The sequence below is a fragment of the Pantoea sp. ICBG 1758 genome, assembly GCF_002928325.1.
In the GTDB taxonomy this organism is placed as follows: Bacteria; Pseudomonadota; Gammaproteobacteria; order Enterobacterales; family Enterobacteriaceae; genus Pantoea; species Pantoea eucrina.
In genome coordinates this window covers 1-25,768 of record NZ_POWL01000011.1, presented here as the reverse complement: position 1 = coordinate 25,768, position 25,768 = coordinate 1, and the positions used below count along the sequence as shown (strand labels likewise).

The window sequence follows — 25,768 nt, the reverse complement described above, 5'->3', positions numbered from 1 at the left end:
CGACAACATCAAGATGGTTGTTACCCTGATCCACCCAATCGCGATGGACCAGGGTCTGCGCTTCGCAATCCGCGAAGGCGGCCGTACCGTTGGCGCGGGCGTTGTTGCTTCTGTTATCGCTTAATTGCGATAGTATTTGACGCAATGCGCATGAAAAGGGCATCATTTGATGCCCTTTTTGCACGCTGTCACTTAGAACCTGGCTCATCAGTGATTTTCAATCATAATCATTGCTGAGACAGGCTCTGTTTTACAGCGCTGGAGACCGAGTTATGCCCAACAGCTCATTCGGTTTGGATGCCTCGCCTATACGCGGGGCAGAATAGTTTCTGAATTATTGTGGCAGGTTGGTTTATGAGTGCGAATACCGAAGCTCAAGGGAGCGGGCGCGGCCTGGAAGCGATAAAGTGGGTAGCTGTGATTGCGTTACTGCTGGTTGCCATTGTGGGTAACTATCTCTATCGCGATATTACGCTGCCCTTACGTGCGCTGGCTGTAGTAGTGCTGATTGCTGCTGCGGGTGGCATCGCTTTACTGACTATCAAAGGTAAAGCAACCGTGGCTTTTGCTCGTGAAGCAAGAACCGAAATGCGCAAGGTTATCTGGCCAACCCGTCAGGAAACCTTACATACCACGCTAATCGTTGCCGCGGTTACGGCCGTGATGTCACTGATTTTGTGGGGGCTGGATGGTATTCTGGTCCGTCTGGTATCGTTTATTACTGGCCTGAGGTTCTGAGATGTCTGAAGCTCCAAAAAAACGCTGGTACGTCGTTCAGGCGTTCTCCGGTTTTGAAGCCCGCGTAGCGAAATCGCTGCAAGAGCATATCAAACTGCACAACATGGAAGAACTGTTTGGTGACGTCATGGTGCCGACTGAAGAAGTCGTTGAAATCCGTGGCGGTCAGCGTCGTAAAAGCGAGCGCAAATTCTTCCCTGGCTACGTCCTGGTACAGATGGTGATGAATGACGCCAGCTGGCACCTGGTGCGCAGTGTACCGCGTGTAATGGGCTTCATTGGCGGTACATCTGACCGTCCTGCACCAATCAGTGACAAAGAAGTTGATGCGATTATGAACCGCCTGCAGCAGGTAGGTGATAAGCCGCGTCCGAAAACGCTGTTTGAGCCAGGCGAGATGGTACGCGTCAACGACGGTCCGTTTGCTGACTTCAACGGCGTGGTCGAAGAAGTTGACTATGAGAAGAGCCGCCTGAAAGTGTCGGTTTCTATCTTTGGTCGTGCAACACCGGTTGAACTTGATTTTGCTCAGGTGGAGAAAGGTTAACCCTTTTGTTCACTTTTTGACTCTTGCAGAAGGCGCGAAATTTACCTATAATTTCGCGCCTTTTGTTTTTACACGCTGGCAACGGCGGGTAAATCGTTACCACGGGGAGCCTGTTTTCAGGCGCTATACCCAATAGAGGAATTATCATGGCCAAGAAAGTACAAGCCTACGTTAAGCTGCAGGTTGCAGCTGGTATGGCTAACCCGAGCCCACCGGTTGGTCCGGCTCTGGGTCAGCAGGGTGTTAACATCATGGAATTCTGTAAAGCGTTTAACGCCAAAACAGAATCTCTGGAGAAAGGCCTGCCTACTCCAGTTGTTATCACTGTATATAGCGACCGTTCTTTCACCTTCGTTACCAAAACGCCTCCGGCTGCCGTACTGCTGAAAAAAGCAGCGGGCATCAAGTCTGGTTCTGGTAAGCCGAACAAAGACAAAGTCGGTAAAGTAACTCGTGCTCAGGTACGTGAAATCGCAGAAACCAAAGCTGCGGACATGACTGGTGCTGACGTAGAAGCGATGACTCGCTCTATCGAAGGTACTGCTCGTTCCATGGGCCTGGTAGTGGAGGATTAAGAAATGGCTAAGCTGACCAAGCGCATGCGCGTGATCCGTGACAAAGTTGATGCAACTAAACAGTACGACATCAACGAAGCTGTTGCTCTGCTGAAAGAACTGGCTACTGCCAAATTCACAGAAAGCGTAGACGTTGCTGTTAACCTCGGCATCGATGCACGTAAATCTGATCAGAACGTACGCGGTGCAACCGTTCTGCCACACGGTACTGGTCGTTCAGTACGTGTTGCTGTCTTTACCCAGGGCGCAAACGCTGAAGCTGCTAAAGCAGCTGGCGCTGAGCTGGTAGGTATGGAAGATCTGGCCGATCAGATCAAAAAAGGCGAAATGAACTTTGACGTCGTTATCGCATCTCCGGATGCAATGCGCGTTGTTGGCCAGCTGGGCCAGGTTCTGGGCCCACGTGGTCTGATGCCAAACCCGAAAGTTGGTACTGTAACGCCAAACGTTGCTGAAGCGGTTAAGAACGCTAAAGCGGGTCAGGTTCGTTATCGTAACGACAAAAACGGCATCATCCACACTACCATCGGTAAAGTGGACTTCGATACTGACAAACTGAAAGAAAACCTGGAATCTCTGCTGGTCGCGCTGAAAAAAGCAAAACCTGCTCAGGCTAAAGGCGTGTACATCAAGAAAGTCAGCATCTCTACCACCATGGGCGCCGGCGTTGCCGTTGACCAGGCTGGTCTGAACGCAGTAGCAAACTAATTGCTGCTTGAAACGGGCGAAAAATTCATCTAGAATCTTACGCCCGTTGTTCTGAATGAACACTGTTCTCAGAACCCAAATTCATAGCCGCTGCGGCTTAATGCGGTAACGCATTAAAATACAGTGGCTAAGGTTGGAGCCAGGCCTAATCCTGGCCTCCGTCCAAGACCGCAGGAGCGGAACTTTCTTCGGAAACTCTGCTTAATATCCTGCGTAGACGGTGACAGAACCAAAAAGATTTATTTCTTCACTGGATTCTGCTCACCGTGTAATAGCGCCTGCTGCTTTCGGGCAGTCAGGTGAAGTGAGTTCCGGGAAATTTTTCCCGGTCAAATCCAGGAGCAAAGCTAATGGCATTAAATCTTCAAGGCAAACAAGCGATTGTTGCTGAAGTTAGCGAAGTAGCCAAAGGCGCGCTTTCAGCGGTTGTTGCGGATTCCCGTGGCGTTACCGTTGATAAAATGACTGAACTGCGTAAAGCAGGTCGTGAAGCTGGCGTTTACATGCGTGTTGTTCGCAACACCCTGCTGCGCCGCGTCGTTGAAGGTACTCCTTTCGAGTGCCTGAAAGACACGTTTGTTGGTCCGACCCTGATTGCATACTCTATGGAACACCCGGGCGCTGCTGCTCGTCTGTTCAAAGAGTTCGCGAAAGCGAATGCAAAATTTGAGGTCAAAGCTGCAGCCTTTGAAGGTGAGCTGATCACGGCGGCCAATATTGACCGTCTGGCAACTCTGCCGACTTACGAAGAAGCACTGGCACGTCTGATGTCGACCATGAAAGAAGCCGCTGCTGGCAAACTGGTTCGCACTCTGGCTGCTGTACGCGATGCAAAAGAAGCGGCTTAAGGCCTCTTTCTTTTCCTTCGTACCTGCTTACGTATAAACTTTTTGTGAATTTTAGGAACAATCGACATGTCTATCACTAAAGATCAAATCCTGGAAGCCGTTGCAGCTATGTCCGTAATGGAAGTAGTTGAGCTGGTTTCTGCTATGGAAGAAAAATTCGGCGTTTCTGCTGCTGCTGCTGTAGCTGTAGCTGCTGGCCCGGCTGAAGCTGTTGAAGAGAAAACTGAGTTCGACGTTGTGCTGAAAGCAGTTGGCGCGAACAAAGTAGCAGTAATCAAAGCAGTACGTACTGCAACTGGTCTGGGCCTGAAAGAAGCCAAAGATCTGGTTGAAGCGACTGGCGTGATCAAAGAAGGCATCAGCAAAGATGACGCAGCTGCACTTGAAGCTGCTCTGAAAGAAGCTGGCGCTGAAGTTGAAGTTAAGTAAGACAACCTTAGGGTTGCAGTCTGAGTAATCGGGCTGATGGCTGGTGACTTTTTGGTCACCAGCCTTTTTGCGCTACAGGGGAACGATGGCGTTTCGCACTGTTTATCCATTGTTTCTCTTCAATATCTTTTTCTATCGACGCCTTAATATACCGCTCTCCTGTGAAGGTTCCCTGCCGGCACAATAGCGATGAAATGATTTAAGAGTGATAGAAAGATGTATTGCATGGGGTGCCACGCATCGCATGAAAAACAAAAATAGTGTTGCATAACTGTCCCGTCAGGACGGACAGCGTGGGTCGACTTGTCAGCTAGCTGAGGAACCCTATGGTTTACTCCTATACCGAGAAAAAACGTATTCGTAAGGATTTTGGTAAACGTCCACAAGTTCTGGATGTTCCCTATCTCCTTTCTATCCAGCTTGACTCGTTTCAGAAGTTCATCGAGCAAGATCCAGAAGGCCAATACGGTCTGGAAGCAGCCTTCCGTTCCGTGTTCCCAATCGCGAGCTACAGCGGCAACTCTGAATTGCAGTATGTCAGCTATCGCCTGGGTGAGCCGGTCTTTGACGTAACTGAATGTCAGATCCGTGGCGTGACCTATTCGGCACCGCTGCGCGTGAAACTGCGTCTGGTGATCTACGAGCGCGAAGCGCCGGAAGGCACCGTTAAAGACATCAAAGAACAAGAAGTCTACATGGGTGAAATTCCACTCATGACTGACAACGGTACCTTTGTTATCAATGGTACTGAGCGTGTTATCGTTTCTCAGCTGCATCGTAGTCCTGGCGTGTTCTTTGACAGCGATAAGGGTAAAACGCACTCTTCCGGTAAAGTGCTTTATAACGCACGTATCATCCCTTACCGTGGTTCATGGCTCGACTTCGAGTTCGATCCAAAAGATAACCTGTTCGTCCGTATTGACCGTCGTCGTAAGCTGCCGGCCAGTATCATCCTGCGCGCCCTGGAATACACCACTGAGCAGATCCTCGATTTGTTCTTCGAAAAAGTGGTCTTTGAAATCCGCGACAACAAGCTGCAGATGGAACTGGTGCCTGAGCGCCTGCGTGGCGAAACGGCTTCCTTCGATATCGAAGCCAACGGCACGGTCTACGTTGAGAAAGGTCGTCGCATCACTGCGCGTCATATTCGCCAGCTGGAAAAAGATAGCGTTCAGCATATCGAAGTCCCGGTTGAATATATCGCCGGTAAAGTCGTTGCTAAAGACTACATCGATCTGAACACCGGTGAGCTGATTGTTCCGGCTAACATGGAACTGTCACTGGATCTGCTGGCAAAACTGAGCCAGTCGGGCCACAAGCGCATCGAAACCCTGTTCACCAACGATCTGGATCACGGCCCTTATATCTCCGAGACCCTGCGTGTTGACCCAACCAACGATCGCCTGAGCGCGCTGGTTGAGATCTACCGCATGATGCGTCCGGGCGAGCCGCCAACGCGTGAAGCAGCGGAAAACCTGTTCGAGAACCTGTTCTTCTCTGAAGATCGTTACGATCTCTCTGCGGTCGGCCGCATGAAGTTCAACCGTTCTCTGCTGCGTGATGAGATCGAAGGTTCAGGTATCCTGAGCAAAGAAGATATCATCGAGGTGATGAAGAAGCTGATCGGTATCCGTAACGGTATCGGCGAAGTGGATGACATCGATCACCTTGGTAACCGTCGTATCCGTTCTGTCGGTGAGATGGCTGAGAACCAGTTCCGCGTAGGTCTGGTTCGCGTTGAGCGTGCAGTGAAAGAGCGTCTGTCACTGGGCGATCTCGATACGCTGATGCCGCAGGACATGATTAACGCCAAGCCGATTTCAGCCGCAGTAAAAGAGTTCTTTGGTTCCAGCCAGCTGTCTCAGTTTATGGACCAGAACAACCCGCTGTCTGAAATTACGCATAAGCGTCGTATTTCTGCTCTGGGCCCAGGCGGTCTGACCCGTGAGCGTGCTGGCTTTGAAGTGCGTGACGTACACCCGACTCACTACGGTCGCGTATGTCCAATCGAAACGCCGGAAGGCCCGAACATCGGCCTGATCAACTCACTCTCTGTCTACGCGCAGACCAACGAATATGGTTTCCTTGAGACACCATACCGTCGCGTTGTTGATGGCAAAGTGAGTGACGAAATTCATTACCTCTCTGCGATTGAAGAGGGTAACTACGTTATCGCTCAGGCGAACACCAACCTTGCTGATGATGGTAGCTTTGTTGACGATCTCGTCACCTGCCGTAGCAAAGGTGAATCGAGCCTGTTCAGCCGCGATCAGGTTGACTACATGGACGTTTCCACCCAGCAGGTGGTTTCTGTCGGTGCGTCACTGATCCCGTTCCTGGAACACGATGATGCTAACCGCGCCCTGATGGGTGCGAACATGCAACGTCAGGCGGTCCCGACTCTGCGCGCTGATAAGCCGCTGGTAGGTACCGGTATGGAACGTGCAGTAGCGGTTGACTCCGGTGTAACTGCCGTCGCGAAACGTGGTGGTACCGTACAGTATGTAGATGCATCCCGTATCGTTATCAAAGTTAACGAAGAAGAGATGTACGCAGGCGAAGCCGGTATCGACATCTACAACCTGACCAAGTACACCCGTTCAAACCAGAACACCTGTATCAACCAGATGCCGTGTGTCTCTCTGGGTGAGCCAATCGAGCGCGGTGACGTGCTGGCAGATGGTCCATCCACCGATCTGGGTGAGCTGGCGCTGGGTCAGAACATGCGCGTGGCGTTCATGCCATGGAACGGTTACAACTTCGAAGACTCCATCCTCGTCTCAGAGCGTGTGGTTCAGGAAGACCGTTTCACCACGATCCACATTCAGGAACTGGCTTGCGTGTCCCGTGACACCAAACTGGGGCCGGAAGAGATCACCGCTGACATCCCGAACGTCGGCGAAGCTGCGCTCTCCAAGCTGGATGAATCCGGTATCGTCTATATCGGTGCAGAAGTAACCGGTGGTGACATTCTGGTCGGTAAGGTAACGCCTAAAGGTGAAACCCAGCTGACGCCAGAAGAGAAACTGCTGCGCGCTATCTTCGGTGAAAAAGCGTCCGACGTGAAAGACTCGTCGCTGCGCGTACCGAATGGCGTCTCTGGTACCGTTATCGATGTGCAGGTCTTTACCCGCGATGGCGTGGAAAAAGATAAGCGCGCGCTGGAAATCGAAGAGATGCAGCTGAAGCAGGCGAAGAAAGACCTGTCTGAAGAACTGCAGATCCTTGAAGCGGGTCTGTTCAGCCGTATCCAGGCTGTGCTGATCGCGGGCGGCGTTGAAGCGGACAAGCTGGACAAGCTGCCGCGCGAGCGCTGGCTGGAACTGGGCCTGACTGACGAAGAGAAGCAGAACACTCTCGAGCAGCTGGCCGGACAGTATGATGAGCTGAAGCACGAGTTTGAGAAGAAACTCGAAGCGAAGCGTCGCAAAATCACCCAGGGCGACGATCTGGCACCAGGCGTGCTGAAGATCGTTAAGGTTTATCTGGCCGTTAAACGTCAGATCCAGCCTGGTGACAAAATGGCAGGCCGTCACGGTAACAAAGGTGTTATCTCTAAGATCAACCCGATCGAAGATATGCCTTATGACGAAAACGGCACGCCGGTTGACATCGTACTGAACCCGCTGGGCGTACCATCGCGTATGAACATCGGTCAGATTCTGGAAACCCACCTGGGTATGGCGGCGAAAGGCATTGGTGAGAAGATCAATGCGATGCTGAAGAAGCAGGAAGAAGTCGCCAAACTGCGTGAGTTTATCCAGCGTGCTTACGATCTGGGCACCGACGTGCGTCAGAAAGTTGATCTGAACACCTTCTCGGACGATGAAGTGCTGCGTCTGGCAGAGAACCTGAAAAAAGGTATGCCAATCGCCACGCCAGTGTTCGACGGTGCGAAAGAGAGCGAGATCAAAGAGCTGCTGCAGCTCGGCGGCCTGCCTTCTTCTGGTCAGATTACGCTGTTTGATGGCCGTACCGGTGAGCAGTTTGAGCGTCAGGTAACCGTAGGTTACATGTACATGCTGAAACTGAACCACCTGGTTGATGACAAGATGCACGCCCGTTCGACCGGCTCCTACAGCCTCGTTACTCAGCAGCCGCTGGGTGGTAAGGCGCAGTTCGGTGGTCAGCGCTTCGGTGAGATGGAAGTGTGGGCACTGGAAGCATACGGTGCCGCGTATACCCTGCAGGAAATGCTTACCGTTAAGTCTGATGACGTCAACGGCCGTACGAAGATGTATAAAAACATCGTCGATGGCAACCATCAGATGGAACCGGGCATGCCGGAATCCTTCAACGTACTGTTGAAAGAGATCCGCTCGCTGGGTATCAACATCGAGCTGGAAGACGAGTAAGCACTCGCAAGTACTGGTTATGGGACGCGCACTCCGGGTGCGCGTCCCTGAGAGTTCCACTCCGACGGGAGCTAATCCGTGAAAGACTTACTTAAGTTTCTGAAAGCGCAAACTAAAACCGAAGAGTTTGATGCGATCAAAATTGCTCTGGCTTCGCCAGACATGATCCGTTCCTGGTCTTTTGGTGAAGTTAAAAAGCCGGAAACCATTAACTACCGTACCTTCAAGCCAGAGCGTGACGGTCTTTTCTGTGCCCGTATCTTCGGACCGGTTAAAGACTACGAGTGCCTGTGCGGTAAGTACAAGCGCCTGAAGCATCGCGGTGTTATCTGCGAGAAGTGCGGCGTTGAAGTGACGCAGACCAAAGTACGCCGTGAGCGTATGGGTCACATCGAGCTGGCTTCACCTACTGCACACATCTGGTTCCTGAAGTCGCTGCCGTCCCGCATCGGCCTGCTGCTGGATATGCCACTGCGTGACATTGAGCGCGTACTTTACTTCGAATCCTATGTGGTTATCGAAGGCGGCATGACCAACCTGGAAAAACGTCAGATCCTGACGGAAGAGCAGTATCTTGACGCGCTGGAAGAGTTCGGTGACGAATTTGACGCGAAGATGGGTGCGGAAGCGATCCAGGCACTGCTGAAAAATATGGATCTGGAGCAAGAGTGCGAGCAGCTGCGCGAAGAGCTGAACGAGACTAACTCTGAGACCAAGCGTAAAAAGCTGACCAAGCGTATCAAGCTGCTGGAAGCGTTCGTGCAGTCTGGCAACAAGCCAGAGTGGATGATCCTGACCGTTCTGCCGGTTCTGCCGCCAGATCTGCGTCCGCTGGTACCGCTGGATGGTGGTCGTTTCGCAACGTCAGATCTCAACGATCTCTATCGTCGCGTGATCAACCGTAACAACCGTCTGAAGCGTCTGCTGGATCTGGCTGCGCCAGATATCATCGTGCGCAACGAAAAGCGTATGCTGCAGGAAGCGGTAGATGCCCTGCTGGATAACGGCCGTCGCGGTCGTGCCATCACCGGTTCTAACAAGCGTCCGCTGAAATCGCTGGCTGACATGATCAAAGGTAAGCAGGGTCGTTTCCGTCAGAACCTGCTGGGTAAACGCGTTGACTACTCCGGTCGTTCGGTTATCACCGTGGGTCCATACCTGCGTCTGCATCAGTGCGGTCTGCCGAAGAAAATGGCACTGGAGCTGTTCAAACCGTTCATCTACGGCAAGCTGGAACTGCGTGGTCTTGCTACCACCATCAAAGCAGCCAAGAAAATGGTTGAGCGCGAAGAAGCGGTTGTCTGGGATATCCTGGATGAAGTGATCCGCGAACACCCGGTACTGCTGAACCGTGCGCCAACGCTGCACCGTCTCGGTATCCAGGCGTTTGAACCGGTTCTGATCGAAGGTAAAGCGATCCAGCTGCACCCGCTGGTCTGTGCGGCCTATAACGCCGACTTCGATGGTGACCAGATGGCGGTACACGTACCGCTGACGCTGGAAGCTCAGCTGGAAGCGCGTGCGCTGATGATGTCGACCAACAACATCCTGTCGCCAGCGAACGGTGAGCCAATCATCGTTCCTTCACAGGACGTTGTTCTGGGTCTGTACTATATGACCCGCGACAAAGTAAACGCCAAAGGCGAAGGCATGGTGCTGACCGGCCCGAAAGAAGCTGAGCGTGTTTATCGCGCTGGCCTGGCTGAGCTGCACGCCCGCGTTAAAGTGCGTATTACAGAATATGCGAAAAACGAACAGGAAGAGCTCGTTGCGAAAACCAGCCTGATCGACACGACCATTGGCCGTGCGATCCTGTGGATGATCGTACCGAAAGGTCTGCCTTACTCCATCGTCAACCAGGCGCTGGGTAAGAAAGCGATCTCCAAAATGCTGAACACCTGTTACCGCATTCTGGGCCTGAAGCCGACCGTTATCTTTGCTGACCAGACCATGTACACCGGTTTCGCCTATGCAGCCCGTTCAGGTGCATCAGTCGGTATCGACGATATGGTTATTCCGGCGAAGAAAGCGGAAATCATCGCTGAAGCTGAAGCTGAAGTGGCTGAAATTCAGGAGCAGTTCCAGTCTGGTCTGGTTACGGCGGGTGAACGTTATAACAAAGTCATCGATATCTGGGCCGCTGCCAACGAACGCGTCTCTAAAGCGATGATGGATAACCTGCAGACGGAAACCGTTATCAACCGTAACGGCGAAGAAGAGCAGCAGGTCTCGTTCAACAGCATCTACATGATGGCCGACTCCGGTGCGCGTGGTTCTGCAGCACAGATTCGTCAGCTGGCAGGTATGCGTGGTCTGATGGCGAAGCCAGATGGCTCCATCATCGAGACGCCTATCACGGCAAACTTCCGTGAAGGCCTGAACGTACTGCAGTACTTCATCTCGACGCACGGTGCGCGTAAAGGTCTGGCCGATACCGCACTGAAAACGGCAAACTCCGGTTATCTGACCCGTCGTCTGGTTGACGTGGCGCAGGATCTGGTTGTTACCGAAGATGACTGTGGCACGTTCGAAGGCATCATGATGACGCCGGTTATCGAAGGTGGCGACGTTAAAGAGCCGCTGCGTGAGCGCGTACTGGGTCGTGTAACGGCTGAAGACGTTCTGAAGCCAGGCACTGCTGACATCCTGATCCCGCGTAATACGCTGATCGATGAGCACTGGTGTGACGTGGTGGAAGAGAACTCCGTTGACGTTATCAAAGTGCGTTCAGTAGTAAGCTGTGAAACCGACTTCGGTGTGTGTGCACACTGCTACGGTCGCGATCTGGCTCGTGGTCACATCATCAACAAAGGTGAGGCCATCGGCGTTATCGCAGCACAGTCCATCGGTGAGCCGGGTACTCAGCTGACAATGCGTACGTTCCACATCGGTGGTGCGGCATCGCGTGCGGCTGCTGAATCCAGCATTCAGGTGAAGAACAAAGGTACTATCAAGCTGACCAACGCGAAGTCAGTAACCAACTCCTCCGGGAAGCTGGTTATCGTTTCACGTAACGTTGAGCTGAAGATGATCGACGAGTTCGGTCGTACCAAAGAGAGCTATAAAGTGCCTTACGGTGCGGTGATGGCGAAAGGTGATGGTGAGCAGGTTGCGGCGGGCGAAACCGTAGCAAACTGGGATCCGCACACCATGCCGGTAATCACCGAAGTGGGTGGTTTCATCCGCTTCACCGACATGATCGACGGTCAGACCATTACCCGTCAGACTGACGACCTTACCGGTCTGTCATCGCTGGTGGTACTGGATTCCGCAGAGCGTACTGCTGGCGGTAAAGATCTGCGTCCGGCGCTGAAAATCGTTGATGCTAACGGCAACGACGTTCTGATCCCGGGCACCGACATGCCGGCTCAGTACTTCCTGCCAGGTAAAGCGATTGTGCAGCTGGAAGATGGCGTGAAGATCAGCTCGGGTGATACCCTGGCGCGTGTTCCGCAGGAATCTGGCGGTACCAAGGACATCACCGGTGGTCTGCCGCGCGTTGCGGATCTGTTCGAAGCGCGTCGTCCGAAAGAGCCAGCTATTCTGGCGGAGATCAGCGGTATTATCTCCTTCGGTAAAGAGACCAAAGGCAAGCGTCGTCTGGTGATCACACCGGTTGATGGCAGCGATCCGTACGAAGAGATGATTCCGAAGTGGCGTCAGCTTAACGTATTCGAAGGTGAGCGCGTGGAACGCGGTGACGTCGTATCTGACGGCCCGGAATCACCACACGACATCCTGCGTCTGCGTGGCGTTCATGCGGTAACGCGTTATATCACTAACGAAGTGCAGGAAGTTTACCGCCTGCAGGGCGTTAAGATTAACGATAAGCACATCGAAGTCATCGTACGTCAGATGCTGCGTAAAGCGACCATCATGAGCGCAGGTAGCTCGGAGTTCCTTGAAGGCGAGCAGGCAGAAGTCTCCCGCATCAAGATCTCCAACCGCGATCTGGAGACCGCTGGCAAAATCGGCGCAACCTATGCGCGCGATCTGCTGGGTATTACCAAAGCGTCTCTGGCAACCGAGTCGTTCATCTCTGCAGCCTCGTTCCAGGAGACCACGCGTGTCCTGACCGAAGCCGCAGTAGCAGGCAAGCGCGATGAACTGCGCGGCCTGAAAGAGAACGTTATCGTGGGTCGTCTGATCCCGGCTGGTACCGGTTATGCTTACCATCAGGATCGTATGCGTCGCCGTCAGGCGGGTGAAGCGCCGGTTACACCGCAGGTTACTGCGGATGAAGCCTCTGCAAGCCTGGCTGAGCTGCTAAACGCTGGTCTGGGTGGCAACAACGACGAGTAATCGTCTGCTGCACCGATGATAAAAAACCCTGCTCCGGCAGGGTTTTTTTTTGCCTGAGGCTCAGCGCTTACATTTTACCTCGTGGCGCGTCAGGCCAATATCGCGCAGCTGGTTGTCGCTGAGCTGAGCCAGTACCTGACGCGTCGCGCGTCGGGCACGCCACTGCTTCAGCATCCGCAGCGCCGCACGGATCATGTCTGGCAGCGTTACGCTGAAAGGTTTTGCAGCACGATTCTGATCAAATTCCATTCTCTCGCTCCTTAACAGGGGTATCTGAGCAGCATTGTCCGTTTTTCTGTCAAAACCATACAGACCCAAATTCAGGGTTTATTAACCATACAGATTGCGTTTTGCTCTATCTGAATGCTAAAAGTAGCGCTGATCTGTACTGCTTTTTTAGATGGATTTGTTACCAGGAGCATACAATGACGCGCTATCAGCATCTGGCCTGCCTGCTCTCCGATCGGATTGAGCAGGGGCTTTATCGCAGCGGTGAACGCCTGCCCTCAGTACGCACGCTGAGTAGCGAGCATGGAGTCAGTATCAGCACCGTGCAGCAGGCGTATCATCTGCTGGAAGAGAAGCAGCTGATCGTACCGCAGCCGCGATCCGGCTATTTTGTTGCCACGCATAAAGCGACCCCGCCTGTGCCTGCGCTGACGCGCCCGGTACAGCGGCCGGTAGAGGTTACGCAGTGGGATTCCGTGCTGGAACTCCTCAGCAGCCGCACCAGCGGTGACGTGATGCAGCTGGGCAGCGGCATGCCCGATCTGACGCAGCCCACGCTGAAACCGCTGTGGAAAATCATGAGCCGGCTGGCGCAGAAACAGCAGACTGAACTGCTCAACTATGACAGTCTGCTCGGCGTCAGCGCCCTGCGCGAGCAGGTGGCGCGCCTGACCATCGACAGCGGTTGTCAGCTGACGGCAGAGGATATTGTGATCACCACCGGCTGTCATGAGGCGCTGTCGGTTTCAATTCGCGCCGTCTGTGCGCCGGGTGACATCATTGCGGTAGAGTCGCCCGCGTTTCATGGCACGATGCAGACATTGCGCGGACTGGGGATCAGGGTGATTGAAATCCCGACCGACTCAGTCACCGGGATCAGTCTTGAGGCGCTGGAGCTGGCGTTTGAGCAGTGGCCAATCAAAGCCGTAGTGGTGGTGCCAAACTGCAATAATCCGCTGGGTTTTATTATGCCGGAAGCGCGCAAGCGGGCGCTGCTGGCGCTGGCGCAGCGGGTTGATGCCGCCATCATAGAGGATGATGTCTATGGCGAGCTGGCATGGGACTACCCGCGTCCTGTCACGCTCAAATCGCTCGACATGGATGGCCGCGTGCTGCTCTGCAGCTCATTTTCAAAAACGCTGGCACCGGGGCTGCGGGTGGGCTGGGTGGCGCCGGGCCGCTATCGCGACAGGGTGCTGCATATGAAATATATCGGCACCGGATCCACGGCTACGCTGCCGCAGCACACCGTGGCGGAGTTTATTCGCCAGGGCCACTATCTCCCGCACCTGCGCCGTATGCGCCAGGTGTATCAGCGCAACTATGAAACGTTCAGCTGCTGGGTGCGGCACTACTTTCCCTGCGGCATCTGCGTATCGCGCCCGCAGGGTGGGTTTCTGATGTGGATTGAGCTGCCGGAGGCGTTTGATGCGGTGCGGCTTAATGCCGAGCTGCGCGAGGCCAGCCTGCAGGTCGCCGTGGGTTCTCTGTTTTCCGCTGCGGGTAAATACCGTAACTGTCTGCGACTCAATTACGGCTTGCCCATGAATGAACAGACGGAGCAGGCGCTGGCGCGGCTGGGAACGGCGGTGGAGCGCGCCATGCAGGCGTGCAGTAGCGACAGACATCAGGCGGAGCAGCTGCTGGCGGAGTAAACCGGAAAGGCAGGGCTGGAGGGAGAGAAGGGGAACCAGCCCTGGCCCGCTGCAAATCACAGCGGGCAGACGTACTGTAACGGTTTCCGGCGCGCAGACGAGGCCTGCTGGCTACCCCTGCGGGCCGGCTTGCGCCATTTCTGCGCGGGTTACACGAATTTTCAGGCCTCTGCGATCGGCGTTCCGCTTCCAACCAGCCGCAGCAGCTCAGCGGTGGCCGCGCGCCAGTCAGTCGCCTGCGTGATAGCGCTGACAACCGCAATGCTGCCGACACCGGTCGCCAGCACCTCAGGCACGCGCGCCAGTGAAATGCCGCCGATAGCGACCGCAGGGATACCCTGCAGATGCGGCAGGTGTTGCTGTAGCCGGATCACTCCCTGTGGCGCAGACGGCATCTGCTTGGTTTGCGTGGGGAAGATGTGCCCCAGTGCGATATAGGAGGGGCGTAGTGCCACCGCGCGCTCCCGCTCTGCGTCATCATGCGTTGAGATGCCCAGCCGCAGGCCTGCCTGCTGAATCGCCTGCAGATCCGCCACCTCCAGATCCTCCTGACCCAGGTGTACGCCGTATGCCTGATGCGCAATGGCCAGACGCCAGTAATCATTAATGAACAGCCGTGCGTGATAGTGCCGGCCCAGCGCAATCGCTTCACGCACCGCATCTTCTGCGTCCCGATCCGGCAGATCTTTGATGCGCAGCTGGATCGTGCGTACCCCGGCGGCCAGCAGGCGTTCGATCCAGCTGACGCTGTCAACCACCGGATAGAGCCCCAGCTGCGGGGCAGTAGCAGCAAACGCGGTTGTCATGCTTTCTCCTTACCGATCGCATCAGCAGGATGATAGAGCTCACCACCGCGGCGGCGGAATGTCTCAGACATCTCTGCCATTCCCGCTTCAGCCACTTCAACCGGCTGTGCCTCAGCCTGCTGGCGCGCCGCAAACTCCCGCACTTCCTGGGTAATTTTCATTGAGCAGAACTTCGGCCCGCACATAGAACAGAAGTGCGCGACTTTGCCCGATTCCTGCGGCAGCGTCTCATCGTGGTAGGCGCGGGCAGTATGCGGATCCAGCGCGAGGTTAAACTGATCTTCCCAGCGGAATTCAAAGCGCGCTTTGGACATAGCGTTATCGCGGATCTGCGCCCCCGGATGCCCTTTGGCCAGATCGGCGGCGTGCGCGGCGATCTTGTAGGTAATAAGCCCCTGCTTGACATCCTCTTTATTGGGCAGCCCGAGGTGCTCTTTAGGCGTTACATAGCAGAGCATGGCGCAGCCAAACCAGCCAATCATCGCCGCGCCAATACCGGAGGTGAAGTGGTCATAGCCCGGTGCGATATCGGTGGTCAGCGGGCCAAGCGTATAAAAGGGCGCTTCATGGCAGTGGTCGAGCTGCTCGGTCATGTTGCGCCGGATCATCTGCATCGGGATATGGCCCGGACCTTCAATCATCACCTGCACGTCATACTCCCAGGCGATTTTGGTCAGCTCGCCTAACGTTCTGAGTTCTGCAAACTGCGCCTCATCGTTGGCATCCTGAATCGATCCCGGGCGCAGGCCATCGCCCAGCGAGAGGGCCACGTCATAAGCGGCGCAGATTTCACAGATATCGCGGAAATGCTGATAGAGAAAACTCTCCTGATGATGTGACAGACACCATTTCGCCATGATTGAGCCGCCGCGCGACACGATACCGGTCAGACGTCTGGCCGTCATCGGCACATAGCGCAGCAGCACGCCGGCATGAATAGTGAAGTAGTCGACGCCTTGCTCCGCCTGCTCCAGCAGGGTATCGCGGAAAATTTCCCAGTTAAGGTTTTCAGCGATGCCATTCACCTTTTCCAGGGCCTGATAGATCGGGACGGTGCCAATGGGAACCGGGCTGTTGCGCAGGATCCACTCGCGCGTTTCATGAATGTAGCGGCCTGTGGAGAGGTCCATCACGGTATCGGCACCCCAGCGCGTGGACCACACCAGCTTTTCAACCTCCTCTTCAATCGAGGAGCTGACCGCAGAGTTGCCGATATTGGCGTTGATTTTCACCAGAAAATTGCGGCCAATAATCATCGGTTCCGATTCGGGGTGGTTGATATTTGACGGAATAATGGCGCGCCCGCTGGCGACTTCATCGCGCACAAATTCTGCGGTGATATTCGCCGGCAGGTGCGCGCCAAAGGCTTCGCCCGGATGCTGCTGCAGCAGCACTTCGCTACGAATGCGTTCGCGCCCCATATTTTCACGTATCGCAATAAACTCCATCTCCGGCGTCACGATGCCCTGACGGGCGTAGTACAGCTGCGTGACGCAGCGGCCAGGTTTTGCCCGGCGCGGAGAAGGCAGCGATTCAAAGCGCAGGTGGTCCAGTCCCTCATCGGCCAGACGCTGCTGTGTATAAGCGGAACTGCGCTGCGTAACCGGTTCACTGTCATCACGCTCGTCTATCCACGCGGCGCGCAGCTTTGCCAGTCCCTGATGCACATCGATAGTGGCCTGCGGATCGCCATAGGCGCCAGCGGTGTCATAGACCGGAACCGGCTCATTGATTTCGTACTGCGGGTCCGCTTTGGTGCCGCCGGTATGGGTGGGGCTGAGCTGGATTTCACGCATCGGCACGCGAATGTCGGCGCGGCTGCCGGCGATCCAGATACGCTGTGAGTTGGGAAAGGCAGTGCCCTGCAGCGAGTTGATAAAATCCTGCGCTTGCGCGCGCTGTTCACGACGAGAAGGTTTAGCAGCAGACATAGCAAAATTCCTGAAGTCAGTGGAAGTTGCTTGTCCGGAGTCCGGAAGGAGTAACAGCGCCTGCAGACAGGTAAAATCCAATCGCGCGCTGATAATAGCTACTCTTGTTCCCTTCGCAGGTACTAACCTGATCAGGTTCCGCGGATCCCGAATTAACGGTCTCAGCCCCGGGGGGCACTCCGACAAGGTGTTTCTGTTTAAAACAATAAAAGCCCGGTCAGCATAAGTGGGCTTTTACGGAATAACAAGGATTTTACAACTGCAGCAGGATCAGGCCGGACGCGCAATAGTGCTGTCGTTTGCAACAGGCGGAGAAACCAGCTGGTTATCCCACGCCATCTGAATCAGCTTATCTTCCAGAGAAAAGCGTGACGCCAGCGTTTCGCCTACTTCAGATAGCGCCCGCTGGAACTCAACGCAGTTTTCATCGGTAATCGCCTGCTGCAGATGACTGTCATACAGCTGCATGATGCGATCGGTATTGCTTTCAAGCGCCGGGTAGAGATGCGCTGCAGCAACCAGCGGGCTATCGCCCTGCAGATCTTTGATAATGCGCTCATACATACTGAAATGGCCGGTTGAGAGATAGTCCACCAGCGTGTGGCAGAAGTCATCCAGAGCCTGCTCATTCAGCGCCGTCAGCGCCTCTTTATTAGGCTTAATGCCGATTAATTCATAATAAGTGACAAGCAAATGCCGACGCGCACGTAACCATGCATCGACTAATTCATTACCGCCACCGACACGCCTGGTCAGGTTATCTAACTGGGTAAGCATATGAGGCTCCCGGTGAGTTATAGTTGTTCATTACACTTAACATCAGACTTTCAGCGTGCCGTGCGACGCTAAGGACAACGAATAAGATGCAACGTGAGATCTCAAGCGTAGACGCTGGCTGGTGGATTGTCAGCTCTGAACAGAAACTTTGGTTGCCGCAGGGTGAGCTGCCGCACGGCTTAGCGGCAGATTTTGGCCTTGCAGGCCAGCACGGCATACTTATCGGTGAGTGGCTGGGCGAAAACGTCTGGCTGATCCAGGCGTCGCGCCCGGAAAATATGGGCTCGGTCCGGCAGGTTATCGATCAGGATACCGGCCTGTTTCAGCTCGCCGGCCGGGGGGTGCAGCTGGCTGAATTTTACCGTTCCCACCGCTGGTGCGGCTACTGCGGCCATGAAATGCGCATCAGCCCGCGTGAGTTTGCCTGCCTCTGTACCCACTGCCGCGAACGTTACTATCCGCAGATTGCGCCCTGCATCATTGTGGCGATTCGCCGCGGCGACGAGATCCTGCTGGCCAATCACGCCCGCCATCGCAACAGCATCTATACGGTGCTGGCCGGCTTCGTTGAAGTAGGCGAAACGCTGGAGCAGGCAGTGGCGCGTGAGGTCATGGAGGAGAGTAACGTACGGGTAAAAAACGTGCGCTATGTGACCTCACAGCCGTGGCCATTTCCCCATTCGCTGATGACGGCATTTATGGCGGAGTATGAGGGTGGTGAGCTGCAGCACGATGGAAAAGAGCTGCTGGATGCGGGCTGGTATCGCTTTGATGCGCTGCCCCAGCTGCCGCCGCCAGGCACCGTGGCCCGGCGCCTGATTGAGGACACCGTGGCGCTGTGTCGCGCCAGCGTGGCATGAAAATGCTACACTGACGCCCTTAGCATGAGAGAGCCCATTATGAGTGAACTGAAGAACGACCGTTATCTGCGCGCCCTGCTGCGCCAGCCTGTAGATATTACCCCGGTCTGGATGATGCGTCAGGCCGGACGCTATTTACCGGAATACAAAGCCACGCGCGCTGAAGCCGGTGATTTTATGTCGCTGTGTAAAAATGCTGAGCTGGCGTGTGAAGTGACGCTGCAGCCGCTGCGCCGCTATCCGCTGGATGCAGCGATCCTCTTCAGCGATATTTTAACCATCCCGGATGCAATGGGGCTGGGACTCTATTTTGAAACCGGCGAAGGTCCGCGCTTCTCCCGTCCGATTACCTGTCGTGCCGATGTTGATAACCTGCCGGTGCCCGATCCGGAGCAGGAGCTGGGTTATGTGATGAATGCGGTACGGACCATCCGCCGCAATCTCAGGGGGGCCGTCCCGCTGATTGGCTTTTCCGGCAGCCCGTGGACGCTGGCCACCTATATGGTTGAGGGCGGCAGCAGCAAGGCATTTACCAAAATCAAAAAGATGATGTATGCCGAACCGCACACGCTGCACACGCTGCTGGATAAGCTGGCGGACAGCGTGATCCTCTACCTTAATGCGCAGATCAAAGCGGGTGCGCAGTCGGTTATGATCTTCGATACCTGGGGTGGCGTGCTGACCGGACGCGACTACCGCGATTTTTCGCTGAACTACATGCATAAAATTGTGGAAGGTCTGGTGCGTGAGAATGAAGGCCGGCGCGTCCCGGTCACGCTCTTTACCAAAGGCGGTGGACAGTGGCTGGAGGCGATGGCTGCCACCGGCTGTGATGCGCTGGGGCTGGACTGGACCATGGATATGGCCGAGGCGCGTCGCCGCGTGGGTCACCAGGTTGCGCTGCAGGGTAACATGGACCCGTCTATGCTTTATGCGCCGCCTGCCCGTATTGAAGAGGAGGTGGCCACCATTCTTGCCGGGTTTGGCCAGGGTGAAGGACACGTATTTAACCTCGGGCACGGTATCCATCAGGATGTGCCGCCAGAGCACGCAGGTGTGTTCGTTGAGGCGGTGCATCGTCTTTCACGTCAATACCATCAGGAATAAGCATGGATTTAGCCGCATTACGTCAGGAACAGCTGGCGCTGGCTGCTAACGTGGTGCGGCAGGACGATTTTGACGTTCTGCCGCCGTGCTTTATCGGCGGCGCTGATGTCGGATTTGAGCAGGGCGGCGAGGTAACGCGCGCTGCTATCGTCATCCTGGAGTACCCCTCACTTACGCTGGTGGAGCATCGCATTGCGCGCATTCCTACCACCATGCCCTATATTCCGGGCTTTCTCTCGTTTCGGGAAATCCCTGCGCTGCAGGCGGCCTGGCAGCAGCTGACGCAGCAGCCCGACCTGCTGTTTGTGGACGGGCACGGCATCTCGCACCCCAGGCGCCTCGGCGTGGCGGCACATTTTGGTTCGATGCTGGATATTCCCACTATCGGCGTAGCCAAAAAGCGGCTGTGTGGACGCTTTGCCGATCTGGACGCCGCACCCGGTAGCCGGCAGCCGCTGATGGATAAAGGTGAGCAGCTTGCCTGGGTGTGGCGCAGCAAAGCGCGCTGTAACCCGCTGTTTATCTCTACCGGACACCGTGTCAGCCTGGACAGCGCGCTGCACTGGGTTGAGGCCTGCATGGGCGGCTACCGTTTGCCGGAGCCTACGCGCTGGGCAGATGCGGTCGCCTCAGGGCGGCCTGCATTTGTGAAGTGGCAAAATGCGCGCTGACGCTGTTTGTCTGCGCCTTTTGCGGTACACTGCCGCCAGCTAACCTATTGAGAGTAAGTTTGATGTTACAGAACCCCGTGCATTTGCGTCTGGCGAAGCTGGAAAGCTGGCAGCATATGACCTTCATGGCCTGTTTATGCGAGCGGATGTTCCCTAATTACTGGGCCTTCTGCGAACAGACCGGATTTGCCGATCCTCAGCTCTATCGCCGTATTCTTGACCTGGTATGGGAAAGCCTGACGGTGAAAGATGCCAAAATCAATTTCGACAGTCAGCTGGAGAAACTGGAAGAGGCGATCCCGGCTGGCGATGATTTCGATGTTTACGGTGTTCATCCGGCTATCGATGCCTGCGTAGCACTGAGCGAAGTGCTGCACGCGATGCTGAGCGGTGAAACGCTGGAGCACGCGATTGAGGTGAGTCGTACATCTATCACCACCGTGGCTATTCTGGAAATGACGCAGGCAGGACGCGAAATGAGCGACGAAGAGCTGCGTGAAAACCAGGCGGTGATTGATGAATGGGATATGCAGTGGGAGATTTTTCGCCTGCTCGCTGAGTGCGAAGAGCGCGACCTTGAGCTGATCAAAGGACTGCGTTCTGACCTGCGCGAAGCCGGAATCAGTAACATCGGTATAAATTTTCAGCAGTAAGGCGATAAAACGTGACTCCAGGCCTGAATTAGCGCGCCTGGAGGCTTCACATTAGCCCCCTGTCTGGTCTACATTTGGGGGGCTGAAAATTGTGGCTATCGGTGCGTGCAGGCTGAAGAGTGCCAGAATATGGCTTTTCCCTCGCACTCGTTGCTTAGCAAGCGATAAATACACTTTAAGGATAACTTATGAACAAGACTCAACTGATTGATGTGATCGCAGAAAAAGCGGACCTGTCTAAAACCCAGGCTAAAGCTGCGCTGGAATCTACCCTGGCTGCGATCACTGAGTCTCTGAAAGAAGGTGATGCTGTACAACTGGTTGGTTTTGGTACTTTTAAAGTGAACCACCGCGCTGAGCGTACCGGTCGTAACCCACAGACTGGCAAAGAGATCAAAATCGCTGCAGCAAACGTACCAGCTTTCGTTTCTGGTAAAGCACTGAAAGACGCAGTTAAGTAAGTTTTCCGCCTTGCGGTTTAGCTTTAGAAGAGGGGCGATTTCGCCCCTTTTTGTTACCGGAGCCTGCTATGCCGAATACGCTTTTCCGGCGCATCCGTATCCTGCTCTGTGCTGTCCTGCTTTCCGGCTGCAGCGCCACGCCTGATCTCCCGGCATTTACCGCCAGCGGCTACCTCGCCGATCGCGGCGCGGTCCGCATCTGGCGTAAAAACAGCGACCACGATCTTATCCACCTGCGTACCGTTTATAACCCTTTCAGCACGCCCATGCGCGAAACAACAGACTATATCTGGCAACACGAGACGCTGCTGAGCGTGGAACGCCATCTTACCGGCGAGCAGCCCGATGACGTCACGCTGCGTTTTGATCACCAGGGCAACCTCAATTTTATGCAGCGGCAGCTGGCAGGACGGCGTGAAGCGCTGAGTGATAATGCCGTCGCGCTCTATCGCTTTGACGCACAGCGTATGCTGGCCCAGAGCAATGCGCTGCTGAGCGGCCGGGTATTATTGCAGCAGGGACACTGGCTGGGCGGCAATCGGGTACGCGACTGTGCGGGTAACCTGCAAAATGTCGCGTTCGACAGTGAAACGCTGAGGCGCCTGACGCAGCAGCAGCAGGGGTCTCAGCCGCTGATGGTGTCATGGCTCGAAGCGCCGGAGGGGATCCAGATATTGCGCGTTACCGCAGAGGATGAGTGCAGCTGGCAGCCGACAGAGAGCGATCTGAGCGGCTAAAGAAGACGGGGCACAGCAGGGTGCCCCGCGACTATCAGCGATTGATGGCGCGATAGCCGATGTCGCGACGGCAGAAGCAGCCGTCCCAGGAGATAGTCTCTGCCAGCGCGTAGGCGTTGCGCTGCGCGGCGGCGACATCTTCACCCAGTGCGGTAACGCACAGCACGCGGCCGCCGCTGGTGACAACCCGATCGTCCTGCAGCGTGGTGCCGGCATGGAACACTTTACCTTCCGGCACGGCTTCAAGCGGCAGACCGTGGATCTGATCGCCGGTACGGTAGCTGCCCGGATAGCCGCCTGCAGCCAGCACGACACCCAGTGCAGGGCGCGGATCCCACTCTGAGCTCTGCGTATCCAGGGTGCCATCGACCGCTGCCAGGCAGAGAGCCACCAGATCGGAGTTCAGCCGCAGCATAATGGGCTGCGTCTCCGGATCGCCAAAGCGGCAGTTAAATTCAATGACCTTTGGCTGACCCGCTTTGTCGATCATCAGTCCGGCATACAGGAAACCGGTATAGGTATTGCCTTCCGCTTTCATACCGTTCACGGTTGGCCAGATGATCTGGTCCATCACGCGCTGGTGGATCTCATCAGTCACCACCGGAGCCGGTGAATAGGCTCCCATGCCGCCGGTGTTGGGTCCGGTGTCGCCATCGCCAGCGCGTTTATGATCCTGGCTGGTTGCCATCGGCAGCACGTGGTCGCCATCCACCATGACAATAAAGCTGGCTTCTTCGCCGTCAAGAAACTCTTCAATCACGATACGATGGCCGGCATCGCCAAACGCATTACCCGCCAGCATATCCTGAACTGCCGCTTCCGCTTCGGCCAGCGTCATCGCGACAATTACGCCTTTACCTGCAGCCAGACCATCGGCTTTGATAACAATGGGCGCACCTTTCTCGCGCAGGTAAGCCAGCGCGGGTTCCACCTCGGTAAAGTTCTGATATTCAGCGGTCGGGATCTGCTGGCGCGCCAGAAAATCCTTGGTAAAGGCTTTCGAGCCTTCCAGCTGTGCGGCCGCCTGCGTCGGACCAAAGATCTTCAGCCCGGCGGCGCGGAAGGCATCGACCACGCCAATTACCAGCGGTGCTTCCGGACCGACGATCGTCAGGTCGATCTGCTCCTGCTGCGCAAACGCGAGCAGGGCAGGGATATCAGTCGCGCTGATGGCCACATTCTGCAGGGCCGGCTCCAGCGCGGTGCCTGCGTTACCCGGTGCAACAAACACGGTTTCAGCCAGCGGTGACTGTGACGCTTTCCACGCCAGCGCGTGCTCGCGTCCGCCATTACCAATTACTAAAATTTTCATTATTGCTGCTCCAGCTGTTAATGGCGGAAATGGCGCATATCGGTAAAGATCATCGCGATGCCGTGTTCATCTGCAGCAGCAATCACCTCTTCATCGCGGATAGAACCACCGGGCTGGATGACACAGCTGACGCCGGCAGCGGCAGCAGCATCGATACCATCACGGAACGGGAAGAAGGCATCGGACGCCATTGCTGAGCCTGTGACCTCCAGCCCCTCATCGCTCGCCTTAATACCGGCAATTTTGGCCGAATAAACGCGGCTCATCTGACCGGCGCCTATACCGATGGTCATGTTGTCGCGGGCGTAAACAATGGCATTGGATTTAACAAACTTGGCGACTTTCCAGCAGAACAGTGCGTCACGCAGCTCCTGCTCAGTTGGCTGACGCTGCGTGACCACGCGAAGCTGGTCGGCGGTGATCATCCCGAGGTCGCGATCCTGTACCAGCAGACCACCGTTGACCCGTTTGAAGTCCAGGCTGGCAACCGGCTGCTGCCATTGACCGCAGATCAGCACGCGCACGTTCTGTTTTGCTGCCGTCACCTGCAGCGCCGCGTCACTGGCAGAAGGTGCAATAATTACTTCAACAAACTGACGGCTGATAATCGCCTGTGCAGTCGCCTCATCCAGCTCGCGGTTAAACGCGATAATGCCGCCAAAAGCAGAGGTCGGGTCAGTCTGATAAGCGCGTTCGTAAGCATCAAGGATAGATGCCCCCACCGCTACGCCACACGGGTTGGCGTGTTTGACGATCACACAGGCAGGTTCGTCGAACGCTTTTACGCACTCCAGTGCGGCATCGGTATCTGCAATATTATTGTAAGAGAGTGCCTTGCCCTGCAGCTGCTGCGCAGTGGCTACCGAGGCTTCTGCAATCTCTTCTTCTATATAGAAGGCGGCATCCTGATGGCTGTTCTCGCCATAACGCATATCCTGCTTCTTAATGAAGTTGAGATTCAGGGTGCGCGGGAAGCGACCGGCGGGTGCGCGGGTTTCGCCATGATAAGCAGGAACCAGCGTGCCAAAGTAGTTTGCAATCATGCTGTCGTAAGCGGCGGTGTGCTCAAACGCTTTAATTGCCAGATCAAAACGCGTCTCCGGCGTCAGCGCATTATCACTGGCATCCATCTCTGCAATGATGCTGGTGTAGTCGCTGCTCTTAACCACAATCGCCACATCTTTATGATTCTTAGCCGCTGAGCGCACCATGGTTGGCCCGCCGATATCGATATTTTCGACTGCATCTTCCAGCGAGCAGTCAGGCTTAGCCACGGTCTGCGCAAAGGGATAGAGGTTAACCACCACCATATCAATCGGATTGATAGCGTGTTCTGCCATAATCGCGTCATCGGTACCGCGACGACCAAGGATGCCGCCATGTACTTTGGGATGCAGAGTCTTAACGCGTCCATCCATCATTTCCGGGAAACCGGTGTAGTCAGACACTTCGATGACGGGCAGGCCTGCATCTGCCAGCAAACGTGCAGTGCCACCTGTGGAGAGCAGCTCGACGCCCCGTTGTGAGAGAGCATGAGCAAATTCGAGGATACCGGCTTTATCAGAGACACTGAGCAGAGCGCGGCGTACAGGACGACGTTGTTGCATGGTGGTTTTATCCCTTGGCTTTGTTTCGCGTAAATAAGAGCGTTACATCAGGCCGAAAGCGCACCTTATCAGAGAAGATAGCGCGTTTGCCTCATGTAACGCCCCAAAAGGGGCATCCCTGACGTCGCCGGGCATTGTAGCGAAAACGTTTGCGCGATGCTCGCTTAAATTTGTCTGGCTGCTGTTTTGTGGATAACTTTGTGTGTAACAGGGTATAAAGCCCCCCTTTTGCTGAGGAATGCAGCGAACAGTCATTTTTCGTGAATTTAACGCTTGTCAGCCCGGAAGAACTCCCTATAATGCGCCTCCATCGACACGGCACACCGGCTTACGGAAACGGCGTCGACAGGAAGATTCGGTAAGAACTTCCGCCGGAGAAAACGCTGAAAAAAGTGGTTGACTCCGGAGGAGGAAAGCGTAATATACGCCACCTCGCAGCAGACGCTTAAGGCGCTGGCTGC

21 protein-coding genes, 1 pseudogene and 1 riboswitch are annotated in these 25,768 nt (G+C 55.3%); of the genes and pseudogenes, 16 read left to right on the top strand and 6 right to left on the bottom strand.

What is annotated here, in order from left to right; translation table 11 throughout:
* From tuf to rpoC, 9 genes and pseudogenes are all read left to right on the top strand, one after another.
* Window positions 1-124: pseudogene (tuf, locus tag C1Y41_RS19465) on the top strand (elongation factor Tu); the annotation flags it as partial.
* Between the two features lie 230 nt (window positions 125-354).
* Window positions 355-738, top strand: a complete 384-nt coding sequence (secE, locus tag C1Y41_RS19455) for a preprotein translocase subunit SecE (protein ID WP_039381824.1) — start codon at window positions 355-357, stop codon at window positions 736-738.
* 1 nt (window position 739) lies between these two features.
* The gene (nusG, locus tag C1Y41_RS19450; RefSeq protein WP_039381825.1) at window positions 740-1,285 is read left to right on the top strand and encodes a transcription termination/antitermination protein NusG; all 546 of its coding nucleotides are present in this window, start codon (window positions 740-742) and stop codon (window positions 1,283-1,285) included.
* 146 nt (window positions 1,286-1,431) lie between these two features.
* Window positions 1,432-1,860 (top strand): 50S ribosomal protein L11, encoded by a 429-nt coding sequence (rplK, locus tag C1Y41_RS19445; RefSeq protein ID WP_013507401.1) that lies wholly within the window; start codon window positions 1,432-1,434, stop codon window positions 1,858-1,860.
* A gap of 3 nt (window positions 1,861-1,863) precedes the next feature.
* Window positions 1,864-2,568, top strand: a complete 705-nt coding sequence (rplA, locus tag C1Y41_RS19440) for a 50S ribosomal protein L1 (RefSeq protein ID WP_039381829.1) — start codon at window positions 1,864-1,866, stop codon at window positions 2,566-2,568.
* 350 nt (window positions 2,569-2,918) lie between these two features.
* Window positions 2,919-3,416: a 50S ribosomal protein L10 gene (rplJ, locus tag C1Y41_RS19435; protein WP_039381830.1), complete on the top strand. Its 498-nt coding sequence runs from the start codon at window positions 2,919-2,921 to the stop codon at window positions 3,414-3,416.
* 66 nt (window positions 3,417-3,482) lie between these two features.
* Entirely contained in the window at window positions 3,483-3,845 is a 363-nt protein-coding gene (gene rplL / locus C1Y41_RS19430) for a 50S ribosomal protein L7/L12 (RefSeq protein ID WP_009092660.1), read from the top strand.
* Window positions 3,846-4,171: 326 nt separating this feature from the next.
* Complete coding sequence (rpoB, locus tag C1Y41_RS19425; RefSeq protein ID WP_039381834.1) at window positions 4,172-8,200, top strand: DNA-directed RNA polymerase subunit beta; 4,029 nt, start codon at window positions 4,172-4,174, stop codon at window positions 8,198-8,200.
* A gap of 78 nt (window positions 8,201-8,278) precedes the next feature.
* The gene (rpoC, locus tag C1Y41_RS19420; RefSeq protein ID WP_104086166.1) at window positions 8,279-12,502 is read left to right on the top strand and encodes a DNA-directed RNA polymerase subunit beta'; all 4,224 of its coding nucleotides are present in this window, start codon (window positions 8,279-8,281) and stop codon (window positions 12,500-12,502) included.
* A 60-nt stretch (window positions 12,503-12,562) separates the two neighbouring features.
* On the opposite strand, the gene C1Y41_RS19415 is transcribed toward rpoC, so the two are convergent.
* Entirely contained in the window at window positions 12,563-12,751 is a 189-nt protein-coding gene (locus C1Y41_RS19415) for a DUF1127 domain-containing protein (RefSeq protein ID WP_104086165.1), read from the bottom strand.
* Window positions 12,752-12,927: 176 nt separating this feature from the next.
* On the opposite strand from C1Y41_RS19415, the gene C1Y41_RS19410 reads away from it, so the two are divergent.
* Window positions 12,928-14,385 (top strand): PLP-dependent aminotransferase family protein, encoded by a 1,458-nt coding sequence (locus C1Y41_RS19410; protein WP_094112094.1) that lies wholly within the window; start codon window positions 12,928-12,930, stop codon window positions 14,383-14,385.
* 161 nt (window positions 14,386-14,546) lie between these two features.
* Here C1Y41_RS19410 and thiE read toward each other — a convergent pair whose 3' ends face one another.
* The 3 genes from thiE to rsd all read right to left on the bottom strand — a co-directional run bounded on the left by thiE (window position 14,547) and on the right by rsd (window position 17,899).
* Entirely contained in the window at window positions 14,547-15,191 is a 645-nt protein-coding gene (gene thiE, locus C1Y41_RS19405) for a thiamine phosphate synthase (RefSeq protein WP_104086164.1), read from the bottom strand.
* Window positions 15,188-17,122, bottom strand: a complete 1,935-nt coding sequence (gene thiC, locus C1Y41_RS19400) for a phosphomethylpyrimidine synthase ThiC (protein WP_039381840.1) — start codon at window positions 17,120-17,122, stop codon at window positions 15,188-15,190. The genes thiE and thiC overlap by 4 nt, the downstream gene beginning before the upstream one ends.
* Window positions 17,123-17,213: 91 nt before the next feature.
* Window positions 17,214-17,314, bottom strand: a riboswitch (TPP riboswitch).
* A 78-nt stretch (window positions 17,315-17,392) separates the two neighbouring features.
* On the bottom strand, window positions 17,393-17,899 hold the full coding sequence (gene rsd, locus C1Y41_RS19395; protein ID WP_094112097.1) for a sigma D regulator: 507 nt from the start codon (window positions 17,897-17,899) through the stop codon (window positions 17,393-17,395).
* 86 nt (window positions 17,900-17,985) lie between these two features.
* Between rsd and nudC the strand changes: the two genes are divergently transcribed.
* From nudC to C1Y41_RS19365, 6 genes are all read left to right on the top strand, one after another.
* Window positions 17,986-18,759, top strand: coding sequence for an NAD(+) diphosphatase (gene nudC, locus C1Y41_RS19390; protein WP_094112098.1), 774 nt, complete (start codon window positions 17,986-17,988; stop codon window positions 18,757-18,759).
* A 39-nt stretch (window positions 18,760-18,798) separates the two neighbouring features.
* Window positions 18,799-19,866 carry a uroporphyrinogen decarboxylase gene (gene hemE, locus C1Y41_RS19385; RefSeq protein ID WP_104086163.1) on the top strand — a complete coding sequence of 356 codons (1,068 nt, stop codon included), beginning with the start codon at window positions 18,799-18,801 and terminating at the stop codon, window positions 19,864-19,866.
* A 2-nt stretch (window positions 19,867-19,868) separates the two neighbouring features.
* Window positions 19,869-20,537, top strand: coding sequence for a deoxyribonuclease V (gene nfi, locus C1Y41_RS19380; RefSeq protein ID WP_104086162.1), 669 nt, complete (start codon window positions 19,869-19,871; stop codon window positions 20,535-20,537).
* Window positions 20,538-20,599: 62 nt separating this feature from the next.
* On the top strand, window positions 20,600-21,190 hold the full coding sequence (locus C1Y41_RS19375; protein WP_039381849.1) for a YjaG family protein: 591 nt from the start codon (window positions 20,600-20,602) through the stop codon (window positions 21,188-21,190).
* Between the two features lie 188 nt (window positions 21,191-21,378).
* Window positions 21,379-21,651, top strand: coding sequence for a nucleoid-associated protein HU-alpha (gene hupA / locus C1Y41_RS19370; RefSeq protein ID WP_006121511.1), 273 nt, complete (start codon window positions 21,379-21,381; stop codon window positions 21,649-21,651).
* Window positions 21,652-21,719: 68 nt separating this feature from the next.
* Window positions 21,720-22,388: a DUF1481 domain-containing protein gene (locus tag C1Y41_RS19365; RefSeq protein WP_104086161.1), complete on the top strand. Its 669-nt coding sequence runs from the start codon at window positions 21,720-21,722 to the stop codon at window positions 22,386-22,388.
* A gap of 34 nt (window positions 22,389-22,422) precedes the next feature.
* Here C1Y41_RS19365 and purD read toward each other — a convergent pair whose 3' ends face one another.
* Window positions 22,423-23,700, bottom strand: a complete 1,278-nt coding sequence (gene purD, locus C1Y41_RS19360) for a phosphoribosylamine--glycine ligase (RefSeq protein ID WP_104086160.1) — start codon at window positions 23,698-23,700, stop codon at window positions 22,423-22,425.
* A gap of 17 nt (window positions 23,701-23,717) precedes the next feature.
* Window positions 23,718-25,307 (bottom strand): bifunctional phosphoribosylaminoimidazolecarboxamide formyltransferase/IMP cyclohydrolase, encoded by a 1,590-nt coding sequence (gene purH / locus C1Y41_RS19355; protein WP_104086159.1) that lies wholly within the window; start codon window positions 25,305-25,307, stop codon window positions 23,718-23,720.
* Between the last annotated feature and the right edge of the window lie 461 nt (window positions 25,308-25,768).

Bases quoted from the DNA above. Each gene is read 5' to 3' on its own strand.
- C1Y41_RS19410 (WP_094112094.1), top strand. From the start codon at position 12,928: ATGACGCGCTATCAGCATCTGGCCTGCCTGCTCTCCGATCGGATTGAG.
- thiE (WP_104086164.1), bottom strand. From the start codon at position 15,191: ATGACAACCGCGTTTGCTGCTACTGCCCCGCAGCTGGGGCTCTATCCG.
- C1Y41_RS19365 (WP_104086161.1), top strand. From the start codon at position 21,720: ATGCCGAATACGCTTTTCCGGCGCATCCGTATCCTGCTCTGTGCTGTC.
- C1Y41_RS19415 (WP_104086165.1), bottom strand. From the start codon at position 12,751: ATGGAATTTGATCAGAATCGTGCTGCAAAACCTTTCAGCGTAACGCTG.
- nusG (WP_039381825.1), top strand. From the start codon at position 740: ATGTCTGAAGCTCCAAAAAAACGCTGGTACGTCGTTCAGGCGTTCTCC.
- nudC (WP_094112098.1), top strand. From the start codon at position 17,986: ATGCAACGTGAGATCTCAAGCGTAGACGCTGGCTGGTGGATTGTCAGC.
- rpoB (WP_039381834.1), top strand. From the start codon at position 4,172: ATGGTTTACTCCTATACCGAGAAAAAACGTATTCGTAAGGATTTTGGT.
- rsd (WP_094112097.1), bottom strand. From the start codon at position 17,899: ATGCTTACCCAGTTAGATAACCTGACCAGGCGTGTCGGTGGCGGTAAT.
- secE (WP_039381824.1), top strand. From the start codon at position 355: ATGAGTGCGAATACCGAAGCTCAAGGGAGCGGGCGCGGCCTGGAAGCG.
- hemE (WP_104086163.1), top strand. From the start codon at position 18,799: ATGAGTGAACTGAAGAACGACCGTTATCTGCGCGCCCTGCTGCGCCAG.
- rplK (WP_013507401.1), top strand. From the start codon at position 1,432: ATGGCCAAGAAAGTACAAGCCTACGTTAAGCTGCAGGTTGCAGCTGGT.
- nfi (WP_104086162.1), top strand. From the start codon at position 19,869: ATGGATTTAGCCGCATTACGTCAGGAACAGCTGGCGCTGGCTGCTAAC.
- rplJ (WP_039381830.1), top strand. From the start codon at position 2,919: ATGGCATTAAATCTTCAAGGCAAACAAGCGATTGTTGCTGAAGTTAGC.
- rplA (WP_039381829.1), top strand. From the start codon at position 1,864: ATGGCTAAGCTGACCAAGCGCATGCGCGTGATCCGTGACAAAGTTGAT.
- hupA (WP_006121511.1), top strand. From the start codon at position 21,379: ATGAACAAGACTCAACTGATTGATGTGATCGCAGAAAAAGCGGACCTG.
- thiC (WP_039381840.1), bottom strand. From the start codon at position 17,122: ATGTCTGCTGCTAAACCTTCTCGTCGTGAACAGCGCGCGCAAGCGCAG.
- rplL (WP_009092660.1), top strand. From the start codon at position 3,483: ATGTCTATCACTAAAGATCAAATCCTGGAAGCCGTTGCAGCTATGTCC.
- C1Y41_RS19375 (WP_039381849.1), top strand. From the start codon at position 20,600: ATGTTACAGAACCCCGTGCATTTGCGTCTGGCGAAGCTGGAAAGCTGG.
- purH (WP_104086159.1), bottom strand. From the start codon at position 25,307: ATGCAACAACGTCGTCCTGTACGCCGCGCTCTGCTCAGTGTCTCTGAT.
- purD (WP_104086160.1), bottom strand. From the start codon at position 23,700: ATGAAAATTTTAGTAATTGGTAATGGCGGACGCGAGCACGCGCTGGCG.